The 14,323-nt window shown below is 69.8% G+C and carries 17 protein-coding genes; 12 read left to right on the forward strand and 5 right to left on the reverse strand.

Features of this window, described 5'->3' with window-relative positions:
- The first annotated feature begins 22 nt into the window (after window positions 1-22).
- Genes ABIC44_RS11095 through ABIC44_RS11145 form a run of 11 tightly spaced genes read left to right on the forward strand, consistent with a single transcriptional unit; the run spans window position 23 to window position 10,150 of the window.
- Window positions 23-187, forward strand: coding sequence for a hypothetical protein (locus ABIC44_RS11095; protein ID WP_354295445.1), 165 nt, complete (start codon window positions 23-25; stop codon window positions 185-187).
- The gene (locus tag ABIC44_RS11100) at window positions 184-1,542 is read left to right on the forward strand and encodes an AtzE family amidohydrolase (protein ID WP_354295446.1); all 1,359 of its coding nucleotides are present in this window, start codon (window positions 184-186) and stop codon (window positions 1,540-1,542) included. The genes ABIC44_RS11095 and ABIC44_RS11100 overlap by 4 nt, the downstream gene beginning before the upstream one ends.
- Complete coding sequence (locus ABIC44_RS11105; protein ID WP_502959843.1) at window positions 1,539-3,122, forward strand: gamma-glutamyltransferase family protein; 1,584 nt, start codon at window positions 1,539-1,541, stop codon at window positions 3,120-3,122. Before ABIC44_RS11100 ends, ABIC44_RS11105 begins: the two co-directional genes overlap by 4 nt.
- Entirely contained in the window at window positions 3,116-4,372 is a 1,257-nt protein-coding gene (locus tag ABIC44_RS11110; protein ID WP_354295447.1) for an allantoate amidohydrolase, read from the forward strand. Before ABIC44_RS11105 ends, ABIC44_RS11110 begins: the two co-directional genes overlap by 7 nt.
- Window positions 4,373-4,409: 37 nt before the next feature.
- Window positions 4,410-5,591, forward strand: coding sequence for a pyridoxal-phosphate-dependent aminotransferase family protein (locus tag ABIC44_RS11115; RefSeq protein ID WP_354295513.1), 1,182 nt, complete (start codon window positions 4,410-4,412; stop codon window positions 5,589-5,591).
- Complete coding sequence (gene puuE, locus ABIC44_RS11120; RefSeq protein ID WP_354295449.1) at window positions 5,588-6,490, forward strand: allantoinase PuuE; 903 nt, start codon at window positions 5,588-5,590, stop codon at window positions 6,488-6,490. Before ABIC44_RS11115 ends, puuE begins: the two co-directional genes overlap by 4 nt.
- 8 nt (window positions 6,491-6,498) lie before the next feature.
- Complete coding sequence (gene hpxZ, locus ABIC44_RS11125) at window positions 6,499-6,879, forward strand: oxalurate catabolism protein HpxZ (RefSeq protein WP_309698226.1); 381 nt, start codon at window positions 6,499-6,501, stop codon at window positions 6,877-6,879.
- Window positions 6,876-7,367 carry a 2-oxo-4-hydroxy-4-carboxy-5-ureidoimidazoline decarboxylase gene (gene uraD / locus ABIC44_RS11130; protein WP_354295450.1) on the forward strand — a complete coding sequence of 164 codons (492 nt, stop codon included), beginning with the start codon at window positions 6,876-6,878 and terminating at the stop codon, window positions 7,365-7,367. Before hpxZ ends, uraD begins: the two co-directional genes overlap by 4 nt.
- Window positions 7,364-8,785 (forward strand): FAD/NAD(P)-binding protein, encoded by a 1,422-nt coding sequence (locus ABIC44_RS11135; RefSeq protein ID WP_354295452.1) that lies wholly within the window; start codon window positions 7,364-7,366, stop codon window positions 8,783-8,785. Before uraD ends, ABIC44_RS11135 begins: the two co-directional genes overlap by 4 nt.
- Entirely contained in the window at window positions 8,782-9,123 is a 342-nt protein-coding gene (gene uraH, locus ABIC44_RS11140; RefSeq protein ID WP_307100282.1) for a hydroxyisourate hydrolase, read from the forward strand. The genes ABIC44_RS11135 and uraH overlap by 4 nt, the downstream gene beginning before the upstream one ends.
- 28 nt (window positions 9,124-9,151) lie before the next feature.
- A complete protein-coding gene (locus tag ABIC44_RS11145) occupies window positions 9,152-10,150 on the forward strand; it encodes a bile acid:sodium symporter family protein (RefSeq protein WP_354295454.1) in 999 nt (332 codons plus the stop codon).
- A 5-nt stretch (window positions 10,151-10,155) separates the two neighbouring features.
- Here ABIC44_RS11145 and ABIC44_RS11150 read toward each other — a convergent pair whose 3' ends face one another.
- Both ABIC44_RS11150 and dcd read right to left on the reverse strand, forming a co-directional pair.
- A complete protein-coding gene (locus ABIC44_RS11150; protein WP_354295455.1) occupies window positions 10,156-11,064 on the reverse strand; it encodes a LysR family transcriptional regulator in 909 nt (302 codons plus the stop codon).
- Window positions 11,065-11,138: 74 nt separating this feature from the next.
- The gene (gene dcd / locus ABIC44_RS11155; RefSeq protein WP_007405039.1) at window positions 11,139-11,693 is read right to left on the reverse strand and encodes a dCTP deaminase; all 555 of its coding nucleotides are present in this window, start codon (window positions 11,691-11,693) and stop codon (window positions 11,139-11,141) included.
- A gap of 113 nt (window positions 11,694-11,806) precedes the next feature.
- On the opposite strand from dcd, the gene ABIC44_RS11160 reads away from it, so the two are divergent.
- On the forward strand, window positions 11,807-12,586 hold the full coding sequence (locus ABIC44_RS11160) for a MerR family transcriptional regulator (RefSeq protein WP_354295456.1): 780 nt from the start codon (window positions 11,807-11,809) through the stop codon (window positions 12,584-12,586).
- A gap of 122 nt (window positions 12,587-12,708) precedes the next feature.
- Here ABIC44_RS11160 and ABIC44_RS11165 read toward each other — a convergent pair whose 3' ends face one another.
- Genes ABIC44_RS11165 through ABIC44_RS11175 form a run of 3 tightly spaced genes read right to left on the reverse strand, consistent with a single transcriptional unit; the run spans window position 12,709 to window position 14,320 of the window.
- Window positions 12,709-13,167, reverse strand: a complete 459-nt coding sequence (locus tag ABIC44_RS11165) for a cytidine deaminase (protein WP_307100274.1) — start codon at window positions 13,165-13,167, stop codon at window positions 12,709-12,711.
- The gene (locus ABIC44_RS11170; RefSeq protein ID WP_309696864.1) at window positions 13,164-13,838 is read right to left on the reverse strand and encodes a GH25 family lysozyme; all 675 of its coding nucleotides are present in this window, start codon (window positions 13,836-13,838) and stop codon (window positions 13,164-13,166) included. Before ABIC44_RS11170 ends, ABIC44_RS11165 begins: the two co-directional genes overlap by 4 nt.
- Window positions 13,838-14,320 carry a UPF0262 family protein gene (locus tag ABIC44_RS11175; protein WP_307100270.1) on the reverse strand — a complete coding sequence of 161 codons (483 nt, stop codon included), beginning with the start codon at window positions 14,318-14,320 and terminating at the stop codon, window positions 13,838-13,840. Before ABIC44_RS11175 ends, ABIC44_RS11170 begins: the two co-directional genes overlap by 1 nt.
- Window positions 14,321-14,323 lie beyond the last annotated feature (3 nt).

Below are 14,323 nucleotides of genomic sequence, written 5' to 3' on the forward strand. Positions count from 1 at the left end.
CGAGCGATGGGGAGACGATAGCATGACGCAGCCGACGGAAGCCGAACGCAACGCCGCCATCCTTCAGGCCGAACGCCTGGGGCTGGTCCTGCCGGCAGCGGCGCTGGACGGCGTCACCGCCAACCAGCAATTGCTGGCGCGGCATCATGCCGTCGTGCGCGAGGCTCTGGCGGAGGACGCGGAATGAGCGCGGTGCCCGAAACCGCCTGCGCCATCGCCGCCCAGGTTCGCGAGGGAAGGCTATCGGCCCGGCAGGTCGCGATCGACACGCTCGACCGCATCGCGCGGCACGATGGTCTGAACGCGGCCACCCGGTTGCTGCGGGCGAGGGCGCTGGCCGATGCGGCGCGGGTCGACGCGGCAGTCGCCGCCGGGCGCGACCCCGGCCCGCTCGCAGGCGTGCCCTTCGCGGTCAAGGACCTGTTCGACGTTGCCGGGGAGACGACGACGGCGGGTGCCCGGCAACGCGCGCAGGCCCCGGCGGCAGTCCGCGATGCCGAGGTCGTCGCGCGGCTCTGCGCGGCGGGGGCGGTGCTGGTCGCGACGGCCAATATGGACGAGTTCGCTTATGGCTTCTCGACCGAGAATGCCCATTACGGCACCACCCGCAACCCGCACGATCCCGATCGGCTGGCGGGTGGCTCGTCGGGCGGGTCGGCGGCGCTGGTCGGTGCGGGGCTGGTCCCGCTGGCGCTGGGATCGGATACCAACGGATCGATCCGCGTGCCCGCCAGCCTGTGCGGGATATTCGGATTGCGGCCGAGCTTCGGCGCGCTGTCGGTCGAGGGCGTCTATCCCTTTGTCGAGCGGCTCGACACGGTCGGGTGCTTCGTCCGTTCGCCCGAGGATATGGCGCTGGCCCATGCGGTGATGCTCGGCGAGGCGTTGCCGCCGTTCGCGGGCGGGCGTCCTCGCGTCGCGGCGCTGGGCGGATGGTTCGCCGGGCGAGCCGATGCCGCCGTCCTTGCCGGGATCGATCGGATCGCCGCGTATCTGCAGGCGGGGCCGCCGGTCGTGCTGCGCTATGCCGCCGCCGCGCGGTCGGCCGGTTTTCTGCTGACCGGGGCCGAGGGTGGCCATCGCCACCTGCCCGCGCTGCGCCGCGACGCGATGGCGTTCGATCCGGCGACGCGCGACCGGCTGATCGCGGGGGCGCTTCAGCCGGTCGCCGCTGTCCGCGATGCCGAGGCGGTCGCGGCGCGCTTCGTGGCCGAGGTCGCCGACGCGCTGGCCGGGCATGACCTGCTGCTGGCCCCCGCGACGCCGATGCCCGCGCCCCGGATCGATGCGACGACGATCGTCATCGACGGCCAGACCCTGTCCGCGCGCGCCGATCTGGGCCTGCACACCCAGCCGCTGAGCCTGGCAGGCGTGCCGATCCTCTCGGTGCCGCTGGCCCAAGCCGAGGGGGTGCTGCCGATCGGCGTGCAGCTGATCGCCGCACCGGGGCGTGAGGCGCTGTTGTTCGACACGGCGGCAGCGCTGGTCGCGGCGGGGCTGGTGGCCTGTCCGCCCGTTCCTCATCTGGCGGAGGCGGCATGATGCGCGCGACCCCCCGTTCCCTGCGCGGCATGGTCAGCGCCCCGCACCATCTGGCGGCCCAGGCCGGGCGCGACGTACTGGCCGAGGGCGGCAGCGCGGTCGAGGCGGCGGTGGCGACGGCCGCCTGCCTCGCCGTCGTCTATCCGCACATGACCGGGATCGGCGGCGACGGCTTCTGGCTGGTCGCCGAGCCGGACGGGCGGACCTGGGCGATCGACGGCTGCGGTGCGGCCGCGATGGCGGCGGACCGCGCGCTGTACCGCGACCATGCGACCATTCCGTGGCGCGGACCCTTGGCGGCGAATACCGTGGCGGGGACCGTCGCGGGGTGGCAGGCGGCCTTGGCACGGAGCGGTGCGACCCTGCCGCTCGACCGGCTGCTGCGCGATGCCATCGATCACGCGCGGAGCGGCGTGGTCGTTACGGCGGGCGGAGCGCAGGTTGCAGCCGCCGCGTCGCCCGCACTACGCGACCTGCCCGGCGCCTATGCGTCCGTCTTCGAGCCGGAAGGCCGTCCGCTGGCCGAGGGGGACCTGCTCCGCCAGCCCGCGCTGGCAGCGACGCTGGAGCGATTGGCGGGGGAGGGGCTGGACGGCTTTTATCGCGGCGCGCTGGCACAGCTAATCGCCGACGACCTCGCCCAGCTCGGCAGTCCGCTTGCGGCGGCCGACCTCGCCGCCTTCGACGCGCGCAATGTCACGCCGCTGGAGGTGGCGATCACCGGGGCGCGGCTGTTCAACCTGCCGCCGCCGACGCAGGGGGTGGCATCGCTGCTGATCCTGGCACTGTTCGACCGGCTGCGCGCGGCCGAGGCCGACGGGTTCGATCATATCCACCGGCTGGTCGAGGCGACCAAGCAGGCGTTTCGCTGGCGCGACGCGCATGTCGGCGATCCGGCGACGATGACGCAGGATGCGCAGGCGCTGCTGCGCGATACCGCCGCGCTGGACCGCATGGCCGGGGCGATCGACCCCGACCGCGCCGCGCCATGGCCGCATCCCCCGGCGCTGGGCGACACCACCTGGTTCGGCGCGGCCGACGCGCGCGGTCAGGTCGTCAGCTGTATCCAGAGCACCTATTTCGAGTTTGGATCGGGCATCGTCCTGCCCCGGACCGGCATCGTGTGGCAGAACCGGGGATGTTCTTTCGCGCTCGACGGTGACGGCCCCAACCGGCTGCGACCCGGTGCGCGGCCCTTCCACACGCTGAACCCGGCGCTGGCGCGGTTCGACGATGGCCGAGTCATGGCTTATGGCACGATGGGCGGCGAGGGACAGCCGCAGACCCAGGCGGCGATCTTCACCCGCCACGCGCTGTTCGGCCAGCCTTTGCAGGCGGCGGTGGATGCCCCGCGCTGGCTGCTCGGGCGGACCTGGGGCGACCAGAGCACCACGCTGAAGATCGAGGCGGGGTTCGACCCGGCCTTGTACGACCAACTGGCGGCGGCGGGCCATGCGGTCGAACGCGTGCCCGGCCGGTCGTCGATGATGGGTCATGCCGGGGCGATCCTGCGCCATCCCGGCGGGATGGTCGAGGGCGCGGCTGATCCGCGCAGCGACGGGATGGTGGCGACATGGTGACGACGAGCGCGTCCGGCGCGCGCGCGGTGGCGCGCTGCCTCGAGCTGTCGCGGGCGCCCTATAGCGACCGGGCGGACCGGCTGTTTCGCGGCTGGCTGACGCCCGCCTATCGCGCCACGATCGAACGCGTCGGGGTATGGATGGAGGCGGCAGGCATGACGGTCCGCCATGACGCAGCCGTCAACCTGATCGGCCGCTATGAGGGCGCGCGCCCGGACGCGCCCGCGCTGGTGATCGGCAGCCATCTCGACAGCGTGCGCGATGCGGGGGCCTATGACGGGCCGCTGGGCGTGATGCTGGGCATCGAATGCGTCGCCGCGCTTCATGCCGAGGGACGTCGCATGCCCTTCGCGATCGAGGTGATCGGCTTTGGCGACGAAGAGGGGTCGCGCTTTCCCGCCGCGATGCTGGGCAGCCGCGCGGTGGCGGGCACGCTGGCGCCGGGCGCAGCCGATATGGCCGATGCGGCGGGGATCAGCGTCGATACCGCACTGCGTGAGTTCGGCAGCCAGGCCGCCGCGCTCGCCACGGCACGTCGCGCGCCGGACACGATGCTCGCCTATCTGGAAGCGCATATCGAACAGGGGCCGGTGCTGGAGGCGGAGGGGCTGGCGCTGGGCGTCGTGACCGGCATCGCGGCGCAACTCCGCCTCGAGGTGACGGTGAACGGCGTCGCGGGCCATGCCGGGACCGTCACCATGCCCCTGCGCCGCGACGCGTTGGCCGCCGCCGCGCGGATGGTGTCGGCGGTCGAGGACATCGCGGTCGCCGCCGCCTCCGATCTGGTCGCGACGGTCGGCCGGATCGAAGTCGCGCCGGGGGCAGCGAACGTGATTGCGGGCGAGGTGCGCTTCACCGTCGACATTCGCGCAGGCGCGACCGACCGCCGCGACCGCGCCGCCGCCGCGATCGGTGAGGAAATGGAGGCCATCGCGCGCAATCGGGGCGTGACCCTCACCGTCGCGACGGTCCACGACCTGCCGCCATGCCCGTGCGATCCGGGGCTGATGGATCTGCTCGACGCGGCGGTCGTCGCCACCGGACAGGTTTCGCGTCGGCTGATGTCGGGCGCGGGGCATGACGCGATGGCGATGGTCGCGCTGGGGCCGGTCGCGATGCTGTTCCTGCGCTGTGCCGGGGGGATCAGCCACAACCCGGCCGAACATGTCGACCCGGCCGATGCCGATGCCGCCTTTGCCGCAATGCGCGGCTTTATCGACCGATTGGGAGGAGATTATCGTGACGCCTGACCTTTTCGGCGAGATCGATCCGCCGCAGCGGCTGCTGATGGGGCCGGGGCCGGTCAATGCCCATCCGCGCGTGCTGCGCGCGATGAGTGCGGACCTGCTCGGCCAGTTCGATCCGGAAATGACCGGTTACATGAACCAGGTCATGGCGCTGTACCGGCCGGTGTTCGGGACCGAGAACCACTGGACCTTCCTGATCGACGGCACCGCGCGCGCGGCGATCGAGGCGTCTTTGGTGTCGCTGCTCGCGCCGGGAGACCGGCTGCTGGTCGTCGATTTCGGCCGCTTCGGGTTGTTGTTGCAGGAGATTGGCGAGCGGATCGGCGCGCAGGTCGAGCGGCTGTCGGTCCCCTGGGGGCAGACGGTGCCGCTCGACGCCATCGCGGCCGCGATCGAGCGGACCGCGCCGATGGTGGTCGCCTGCGTCCATGGCGACACCTCGACCACCATGGCGCAGCCGCTCGACGGGGTGGGGGCGCTGGCACAAGCGGCGGGCGCGTATCTCTATGTCGATGCGACCGCGACCATCGGCGGGATGGAGATCGCCGCCGACCGCTGGGGCGCGGACATCGTCACCGGCGGCTTGCAGAAATGCCTGGGCGGTCCGTCGGGATCGGCCCCGATCACCGTCTCGCCCCGCGCCGCCGAGCGCATCCTGGGGCGTCGTCATGTCGAAAAGGGCATTCGCCGCGACGATATTGTCGATGCGGGCGGGGTGCGGATCGGCACCAACTATTTCGACCTCGCCATGATCATGGACTATTGGTCCGAGAAGCGGCTGAACCACCATACCGAAGCGACGACGATGCTCTACGGCGCGCGCGAATGCGCCCGCGTGGCGCTCGGTGAGGGGCTGGAGGCGCGGTTCGCGCGCCATGCGGCGGCGGGCCGGGCGGTGGTGGCCGGGGCCCGTGCGCTGGGGCTGGAGGTGTTCGGCGACGATCGCTTCCGCATGACCAACGTCACCGGCATCGTCATCCCGCCCGGCGTCGACGGCGAGCGGGTGCGCGCCCGGATGCGCGAGGATTTCGAGATCGAGATCGGCACCGCCTTCGGTCCGCTCCAGGGCAAGGTCTGGCGGATCGGCGCGATGGGCTACAATGCCATGAAGCATAAGGTGCTGCTGACGCTCGCCGCTCTGGAGGCGGTGTTGCGGGCCGAGGGGATGACATTGCCCTCCGGCGCCGGGGTCGATGCCGCGCTCGAAAGCTATGCCGCATGACCGCGCCGCGCGATCTGCTGGGCTATGGCGCGTCGCCGCCCGATCCCCGCTGGCCCGGTGGCGCGCGCGTCGCGGTGCAGTTCGTCGTCAATGTCGAGGAAGGCGCGGAGAACAGCGTCCTGAACGGCGATGCCGGGTCGGAGGCGTTCCTGTCGGAGATGGTCGGCGCGGCCAGCCATCCCGCCCGCGCCATGGCGATGGAAAGCCTGTACGAATATGGCGCGCGCGCCGGTTTCTGGCGGCTGCACCGGCTGTTCGCCGAGCGACAGGTGCCGGTCACGGCCTTTGCCGTCGCCACCGCCATGGCCGCCAATCCGGCGACGGTCGATGCGATGCTGGCCGCCGACTGGGAAATCGCCAGCCACGGCTATCGCTGGATCGACTATCAATATGTCCCGCCCGAGGTGGAGCGCGCACATATCGCCGAGGCGATCGCGCTGCACACCCGGCTGACCGGCACGCGCCCGCTGGGCTGGTATCAGGGGCGCACCTCGCCCGCGACCGCCGCGCTGGTCGCGGCGGAGGGCGGGTTCGTCTATGACGCCGACAGCTATGCCGACGACCTGCCCTATTGGGATCGTCGCCATGCCGGGGCGAATGGCGGGCGGGCGCAGTTGATCGTGCCCTATACGCTCGACGCCAATGACATGAAGTTCGTCGCCTATAACGGCTTTGCCGATGGCGAACCCTTTTTCCGCTATCTGCGCGACACGTTCGAGCAGTTGCGGGCCGAAGGCGGGCGGATGATGTCGGTGGGCTTGCACGGGCGCATCGCGGGACGTCCGGCCCGCGCGGCGGCGCTGGCCCGCTTCGTCGACCATGTGATCGCCAGCGGCGACGCGTGGATCGCCCGCCGCATCGATATCGCGCGACACTGGCAACAGGTGCACCCGGCATGACGCCCGAGATGATGATCGACGATCCGCAGGTGGTGGCCGAGGTCATGGCCGCCTTCACCGCTTATGAAGCCGCGCTGATGGCCGATGACGTGCCCGCGATGGACCGGCTGTTCCACGATCATCCGACCACGATCCGCTATGGCGTGGGCGAGGTGCTGTATGGCGCGGAGGCCATTCGGGCCTTTCGCAAGGGGCGGGGCGGATCGCCGCAACGTCGGCTCGGAACGGTCGCGATCCACAGCTTCGGCCGCGACCATGCGACCGCCAACGCCGAATTCTTCCGCGAAGGCGATGCCCGGCGCGGGCGGCAGAGCCAGACCTGGGTGCGCTTTCCCGATGGGTGGAAAGTCGTCGCCGCGCATGTCTCGATCGAGGGGGCGGGATCATGACCGATAGCGATTTCAATGCCATGTCCAGCGATGCTTTCGTCGCGCGTTATGCGAGCGTGGTCGAGCATTCGCCCTGGGTGGTCGAACGTGCGGCGGCGCGGCGGCCCTTTGCCGATCTGGCGGAGGGGATCGTGGCGGTGCTCGCCGACGCCACGCCCGAGGAACGGCTGTCGGTGATCCGCGCCCATCCCGAACTGGCGGGGCGCGCGGCGATCGCGGGTACGCTGACCGAGGAGTCGCGCAGCGAGCAGGCCTCGGCCGGGCTGGACCGCATGACCCCGCAAGAGTTCGAGCGCTTCCATGCGCTGAACGCCGCCTATGGCGAGCGGTTCGGCTTTCCCTTCGTCATCTGTGTCCGGCGGACCGACCGGGCGGGCATATTGCGCGCCATGGCCGAGCGGCTGGCCAACGACCGCGAGCCCGAGGTCGAAACCGCGCTGGCCGAGATCGGCCATATCGTCCGCCTGCGACTGGAGACCCTGGCATGACCCAACCCATCGGCCTGGCCGCCCTGGCCCAGCAGGTCGCGACCGATCTCGAACGGCTGGCGCATGGCGGCCCCGCCTGGACGGTGCCGCAGCCCATGGCGGAGGGCCATGTCCATGACGTCATCATCGTCGGCGGCGGGCAGAGCGGTTTGGGCGCGGCGTTCGGGCTGTTGCGCGAGCGCGTGTCGGATATCCTCGTCCTCGACGAAAACCCGGCGGGTTATGAGGGGCCGTGGGACACCTATGCGCGGATGATGACGCTGCGCACGCCCAAGCACCTGACCGCGATCGACCTGGGGATCCCCTCGCTGACCTTCCGCGCTTTCTGGGAGGCGCAGCATGGCGCTGACGGGTGGGAGGCGCTGGACAAGATTCCGCGCCGCGACTGGATGGCCTATCTGCGCTGGTATCGCGCCGTCCTGAACCTGCCGGTGCGCAACGAGGCGCGGGTCACGCTGATCGAGCCGCTGGGCGGGCGGTTCCGCGTCCATCTCGCGGACGGTGCGCCGCTGTTCGCGCGCAAGGTCGTGCTGGCGACCGGCATCCAGGGGGGCGGCAATTGGCACGTGCCCGAACTGGTGCGCGATCGGCTGCCCGCGACCCGCTATGCCCATACGTCCGCTTCGATCGACTATGCGGGTCTGGCCGGAAAGCGCATCGCGCTGCTGGGGGCGGGGGCCTCGGCGTTCGACAATGCCCATGCCGCGTTGTCCGCTGGGGTGGCCGAGGCGCATGTCTTCGTCCGTCGCCCGGAACTGCCGCGCGTCAATCCGATCCGGCATATGGAGCGCAGCGGGATCATCGGCCGCTTCCCCGCGCTGGACGATGCCGCCAAATACCGGATGATGGTCGCCTTTTTCGACCGCAGCCAGCCGCCGACCAACGACACGTTCGACCGCGCGTCGGCGCTGCCCGGCTTTCACCTGCATCTCGGCACGCCATGGCTGGACGTGGCGGACACCGGCGACGCGGTCGCGGTCACCACCCCGCGCGGGACCGAGACGTTCGACTTCCTCGTCCTGTCGACCGGGCTGGTCACCGATCCGGCACTGCGCCCCGAACTGGCGCTGGTCGCCGACGGCATCGCGCGCTGGTCCGACCGCTATCGCCCGGCGGAGGCGTCGCATCCGCTGATCGATGCGCATCCCTATCTGGGGCCGCAATTCCAGCTGTTGCCGCGCACGCCCGACGACGCGGCGGCGCTGCACGGGCTGTTCGCGTTCAACTATTCGGGGCTCATCAGCCTCGGCCTGTCGGCCTCCGCGCTGTCGGGACTGCGCCACGCCTTGCCCCGGCTGGTGGCGGGGGTGGCCGACCAGCTGTTCCTCGACGACCGCGATGCGATGATCGCCGCCTATCTCGACTATGACGAGCCCGAATTCATCGGGGCATGGCCGCGCACGGAGGCCGTGGCATGAGCGCCACCCTGTCCACCCATGTCCTCGACACCGCGCATGGCCGGCCGGCGGCGGGCATCGCCGTCACGCTGCTCGACGGCGACGGGGTGCGGTTGTTCGACGGCGTGACCAATGCCGATGGGCGCTGTCCCGCGCTGGCTGCCGTGCCGGTTTCGCCGGGACGTCATGCATTATGCTTCGCGGTCGCCGACTATTTTCGCGCCGCCGGGGTGGAGCTGCCCGATCCGCCCTTTCTCGACCGGGTGACGATCGATTTCGGCATCGCGCCGGAGGGGGGGCATTATCACGTGCCGCTGCTCGTCTCGCCCTACAGCTATTCCACCTATCGGGGCAGTTGATCCCGTTCCTTCCCGCCGGAGTGCCCCGATGATCCGTCGCCTGCTCGCCACGATCGAGCCCTATATCCTGATGCTGCTGGCGACCGTGCTGATCGCCACGCTGCTGCCGCCGCGCGGTGTCGGCGTGCGCGTCTTCGACCTTGCCGCCGATACCGCGATCGTCGCGCTGTTCTTCGTCCATGGCGCGAAACTGTCGCGCAGCGCCTTGCTGGCGGGGGCGCGGCACTGGCGGTTGCATGCGGCGATCCTGGCGACCAGCTTCGCGCTGTTCCCGCTGCTGGGGCTCGCCATCGCGGGCAGCGGCCTGCCGTCGCCCAGCCTCACCACCGGCCTGTTGTTCCTGACCCTGCTGCCCTCGACCGTTCAATCCTCGATCGCCTTCACCGCGATCGCGCGCGGCAATGTCGCGGCGGCGGTGTGCAGTGCCTCGCTGTCCAACCTGCTGGGCATCGCCGTCACGCCCGCGCTGGCCGCCCTGCTGCTTCCGGGCACCGGGGGCGTCGAGCTGTCGTTCGACAGCGTGCGGGCGATCGTCCTGCAATTGCTGGTGCCGTTCGCAGCGGGGCATATGCTGCGCCCCTGGATCGGCGCGTGGATCGCGGCGCGCAAGCGGCTGGTCACGACGCTCGATCGCGGATCGATCCTGCTGGTCGTCTATACCGCCTTCGGTGCGGCGGTCACCCAGGGGCTATGGTCGCAGGTCGGCGCGCTGGAGCTGGCGGAACTCGTCGGATGGTGCGCGCTGCTGCTGACGGTGGTGCTGGTGCTGACCGGCGTGATGGCGCGGGCGATGAAGCTGGCGCCCGAGGACGCGGTCGTGATGCGCTTCTGCGGGTCGAAGAAGAGCCTGGCGACGGGCGTGCCGATGGCGGGCGTGCTGTTCCCGCCCGCGCAGGTCGGCGTCGTCCTGCTGCCGGTCATGGTGTTCCACCAGTTGCAGCTGATCGCCTGCGCCTTCCTCGCGCGGCGGCTGGCGGACGCGGTGGAGGCGGAGCCCACCATGCCGCGCGCGGTGGCGTCGGGATAGGTCGGCTATTCGCCCAGCCGGGCGAACTCCTCCTTCAGCATGTCGACAAAGGTGCTGAGATAGATGGGCAGCACCCGGCCGCGCTGAAGCAGCATCGATACGCTGGCCGGGCGGACGATCCCCTCGGCCAGCGGAACCCAGCAGAGTTCGCCCGCTGCCAGCTCGCGCTCCAGCCCGATGCGCGAGAGGAAGGCGATGCCGACCCCGGCGCGCACCAGATTCTTCAGCGTATCGATCCGCTCGACCGTGGCGACCCGCTTGAGCGGCACGTCGCTCATGTCGAACAGATCGTGCAGCACGCTCTGCTTCAGCCAGTCGTCATGCGGCGTCACCACCGCATGGGGAACGCAGTCGGACAGGGTCACCCGGTCGAGCAGGGAAAGGGGATGGCCCGGCGGGGTGATGACCCCGATCGGCGTCTGGACATGCGCCACCGTCGCGGTGCGCGCAGTGCTCGTCAGGTCGAAGGCGCAGATGACATCCGCTTCCTTGGACAGCAATTCCGCCTTCACCCGGTGATTGTCGCCCGCCAGCAGCGAGAATTCGATCAGCGGGAAGCGTTCCTTGTAGCGGACGATGGTGCGCGGCACGAGGTCGTCGGCCAGGCTCTCGGCGGCGGCGATCCGGATATGGCCCCGCTCCCCGCCGCGCAGCCGCAGCATCTCGTGGCGCAGCGCGACGCTCTCGCGCTTCCAGCGGCGGATATAGGCCAGCAACGCCTCGCCCGCCGCGGTCGGGCGTATCCCGCGCGGCATGCGGACGAACAACTGCACGTCCAGCTCCTCTTCGAGCTGCAACAGCTGCCGGTTGACCGCCGAGGATGCGATGTTGAGCGATTCCGCCGCCTTGCGGATCGAGCCGTGGCGGATCGCCTGATCGAAATAGATCAACCCGGTCTTGATGAGGGCCATCATCGTCCTCGTATCGCCATCCGGGCCGCAACCGACGGTCGAGGCCCGCGAGCTTTGGGAGCGTTACGGTTGCCCGGTCACAGCCGGGGCAGGGTGACGCCGCGCTGGCCCATATATTTGCCCGCGCGGTCGGCATAGCTGGTTTCGCAGGGCTCGTTGCCCTTCAGGAACAGGAACTGGCAGGCGCCTTCATTGGCATAGATTTTCGCGGGCAGCGGCGTGGTGTTGGAAAATTCCAGCGTCACATGCCCCTCCCAACCCGGCTCCAGCGGCGTGACGTTCACGATGATCCCGCAGCGCGCATAGGTCGACTTGCCCAGACAGATGACCAGCACGTCGCGCGGCACCCGGAAATATTCGACCGTCCGCGCCAGCGCGAAGCTGTTGGGCGGGATGATGCACACATCGGTCTTGCGATCGACGAAGCTGTTCGACGCGAAGTCCTTGGGATCGACGACCGCGCTGTCGACATTGGTGAAGATCTTGAACTCGTCCGCCACCCGCGCGTCATAGCCATAGGAGGACAGGCCATAGCTGATACAGCCGTCGCGGCGCTGGTTCTCGACAAAGGGCTCGATCATCCCTTGGGTCTGCGCGGCTTCGCGAATCCAGCGGTCGGACAGGATCGACATCTTCATTCCCCTTAAGCGTTGCCGCTCATTGCCGGATCGCCCGGACAGGGCAAGCGTGGAAACGCAAAATGGGACTTGCGGTTGACGTTGCGTCAAGCGGTAGGCTGCCCCGCATGACGAAGATGCTGGATATTGCCGAGATCGCGAAGGCCACGGGGCTCAGCAGCCGGGCGTTGCGCTTTTACGAGGCGCGCGGGCTGATCCGGCCGCTGCGCAGCGAGGGCGGGCGGCGCATCTTCGGTGCAGGGGAACTCGAGCGGCTGCACGCGATCGTCGCGCTGAAACGGGCCGGGTTCACGCTGGCGGCGATCGGGCGAATGCTCGACCGGCCCGATGCACGGCTGGGACCGATGGTCGCGGCGCAACTGGCGGTGGTCGAGGCGCAAGCCGCCGTGCTGGCCGATACGGCGACCCTGCTTCATTCCATCCAGTCCCGCATCGATGCCGGCGAGCGCATCGACGTCGCGACGCTCTGCTCGCTGATTCGAAAGGGAAACAGCATGACGACGACCCAATGGAAGGCCGTGGCCGACCAGCATTTCACCAAGGAGGAACAGGCCCATTGGGCCGAGCGGATGGCCGCGCTCGCCCCCGATTTCGATCAGGACGCCTATCAGGCGCAATGGGCCGATCTGGGCCAGCGGATCGCCGCCGCATTGCCGCTCGGTCCCGTTTCGGAGGCGGCGCAGGCTTTTGTGCGCGAGTGGTTCGCGCTGCTGGCGCCGTTCCGCGCGGTGGCCTCGCCGGAGATGTGGGCGGGCGCGACGCGGCTGCATGAAAACCGGGCGGCGTGGGATGGGCAGGCCGATCCGGGCTTTTCGGCCGATGTGTGGCAGTTCATCCAGGCGGCCGCTGCCGCGATGCGGGTGCGGGGAGAAGAGCCGGGCAACTGAGTCGATGTGTTTGCGCGGAGGCGAAAAGAAGGGGGCATCCGCTCATGGCGATGAGGCAGGCAAGGCCGGAACCTCTTCTCTGCGTCTCCGCGTGAACATGTCTTCGCGGCGTCGCGCGAAGTTCAGCCGATCCCCAGATCCGCCGGACCAAAGGCATCCGGCAGCAATTCGGACAGCCGATAGCTGCGCACCGCATCGCCTTCCGCCGCGCCGCAATGCACGGGCAGGTCGCGGCCACCCATCTGGGCGGCCTCGTTGATGACCTGTCGACACCGGCCGCAGGGGCCGACCGGGGCGGTACCGGTGGGCACGCCGTTCGCGTCCATCGCGCCGCCGATCACGCCGACCGCGACGATCTCGCGCAGCCGCCCGGCGGCCGAGGCGGTGGCGATCGCGACCGTCTCGGCGCAGAGCGACAGGCCATAGCTGGCGTTTTCGAAGTTCGCGCCGGTGATGACCGACCCGTCCTCCATCAACAAGGCGGCGCCCACCGCGAACCGGCTATAGGGCGCATGGGCGTGGCGCGCGGCGGCGCGGGCGGCGGCGATCAGGCGCGCGGCGGTCGGATCGATCTGGCTCATGGTGTGACGACGTCCCAGTTGACGGGGCCTTCCACCCCCTCGACCCGGCGGAAATCGCTCGCGCGCCACATCCGCCAGGGGCGGGCGGCATAATCGGGTTTGAACATATTGCCGACCGCCCAGATCGGGCGGTCGAACGCGGTCGTGATGCTGTATTCGGACTCGAACGGCTTGGCGACGCGTAGCATCACCGGCTTGCGCGTATGCGTCTCGACCATCGTCACGAACCGGGTCAGGTCGGCGACCAGCGTCGCGCGATCGGGCCGCGCGGTGCAATCGTCGTGAAAGGACAGGTCGATCGCGGCGGGCAGCGCATCCCCGGCGCGCGGCACGAAGATGTTGAAGGCATCCGCCTGCGCCGCGGCGGGCTGGCATAGCGAATAGATATGGACCGCCCCGCGCCGCAGCCCGGCCTCGGGCAGCGCGGCCCAGTTCGCCTCGAACGCGGGATCGCGGCGGTCCGCGCCCGAGGTGGCGACGATATAGGCGAAGTCGGCGCCGCCCGCGCGCAGCGTCCGCCACTCCACCGGCGGCGGATTCTCGGCCAGGTCGATGCCCTGCAACGCATAATGGTCGGCCGAGGGGCGCCAATGCGTCGCCCAGTGCCAGCCGCCCATGCCCGCCGCACCGAGCGCGAGCAGCCCGGCACCGATTTTCCAGAGAATCGCCATCAGTTGCGGATATGCAGGACGCACAGCAGTGTGAAGAGGCGGCGTGCGGTATCGAAGTCCACCTCGATCTTGCCGGTCAGCCTGTCCTTCAGCATTTCGGCGGCATCGTTATGGATGCCGCGCCGGGCCATATCGATCGTCTCGATCTGTTGCGGCGTGGCGGCGCGGATCGCCTGGTAATAGCTGTCGCAGATCGCGAAATAGTCCTTGATCGGCCGCCGGAACCGGCCGAGCGCCAGCACCAGCGTCTCGATATGTGTGCCGTCCTCGCGGTACATATGGATGCCCAGGCGACCTTCCTCGGACTCCAGCTTGATCCGATAGGGCCCGGCATAGCCGTCCGCCTGCGGCCGTTGCGGCGCGAAATAATTTTCCTCGATCAGGTCGAAGATCGCGATCCGCCGCTCCTGCTCGACATCGGCCGACCGCCAGCCGAGGCTGCGTTCGTCGAGATCGATGGATATGATCCGCGGATCGGCCATCTG

Origin of the sequence: Sphingomonas sp. 1185, from assembly GCF_040544655.1 — a bacterium.
Lineage (GTDB): Bacteria > Pseudomonadota > Alphaproteobacteria > Sphingomonadales > Sphingomonadaceae > Sphingomonas.

Bases quoted from the DNA above. Each gene is read 5' to 3' on its own strand.
- ABIC44_RS11115 (WP_354295513.1), top strand. From the start codon at position 4,410: ATGGGGCCGGGGCCGGTCAATGCCCATCCGCGCGTGCTGCGCGCGATG.
- ABIC44_RS11105 (WP_502959843.1), top strand. From the start codon at position 1,539: ATGATGCGCGCGACCCCCCGTTCCCTGCGCGGCATGGTCAGCGCCCCG.
- ABIC44_RS11170 (WP_309696864.1), bottom strand. From the start codon at position 13,838: ATGGCGATTCTCTGGAAAATCGGTGCCGGGCTGCTCGCGCTCGGTGCG.
- ABIC44_RS11135 (WP_354295452.1), top strand. From the start codon at position 7,364: ATGACCCAACCCATCGGCCTGGCCGCCCTGGCCCAGCAGGTCGCGACC.
- puuE (WP_354295449.1), top strand. From the start codon at position 5,588: ATGACCGCGCCGCGCGATCTGCTGGGCTATGGCGCGTCGCCGCCCGAT.
- ABIC44_RS11165 (WP_307100274.1), bottom strand. From the start codon at position 13,167: ATGAGCCAGATCGATCCGACCGCCGCGCGCCTGATCGCCGCCGCCCGC.
- uraD (WP_354295450.1), top strand. From the start codon at position 6,876: ATGACCGATAGCGATTTCAATGCCATGTCCAGCGATGCTTTCGTCGCG.
- ABIC44_RS11095 (WP_354295445.1), top strand. From the start codon at position 23: ATGACGCAGCCGACGGAAGCCGAACGCAACGCCGCCATCCTTCAGGCC.
- hpxZ (WP_309698226.1), top strand. From the start codon at position 6,499: ATGATGATCGACGATCCGCAGGTGGTGGCCGAGGTCATGGCCGCCTTC.
- ABIC44_RS11175 (WP_307100270.1), bottom strand. From the start codon at position 14,320: ATGGCCGATCCGCGGATCATATCCATCGATCTCGACGAACGCAGCCTC.
- ABIC44_RS11150 (WP_354295455.1), bottom strand. From the start codon at position 11,064: ATGATGGCCCTCATCAAGACCGGGTTGATCTATTTCGATCAGGCGATC.
- dcd (WP_007405039.1), bottom strand. From the start codon at position 11,693: ATGTCGATCCTGTCCGACCGCTGGATTCGCGAAGCCGCGCAGACCCAA.
- ABIC44_RS11100 (WP_354295446.1), top strand. From the start codon at position 184: ATGAGCGCGGTGCCCGAAACCGCCTGCGCCATCGCCGCCCAGGTTCGC.
- uraH (WP_307100282.1), top strand. From the start codon at position 8,782: ATGAGCGCCACCCTGTCCACCCATGTCCTCGACACCGCGCATGGCCGG.
- ABIC44_RS11160 (WP_354295456.1), top strand. From the start codon at position 11,807: ATGACGAAGATGCTGGATATTGCCGAGATCGCGAAGGCCACGGGGCTC.
- ABIC44_RS11110 (WP_354295447.1), top strand. From the start codon at position 3,116: ATGGTGACGACGAGCGCGTCCGGCGCGCGCGCGGTGGCGCGCTGCCTC.
- ABIC44_RS11145 (WP_354295454.1), top strand. From the start codon at position 9,152: ATGATCCGTCGCCTGCTCGCCACGATCGAGCCCTATATCCTGATGCTG.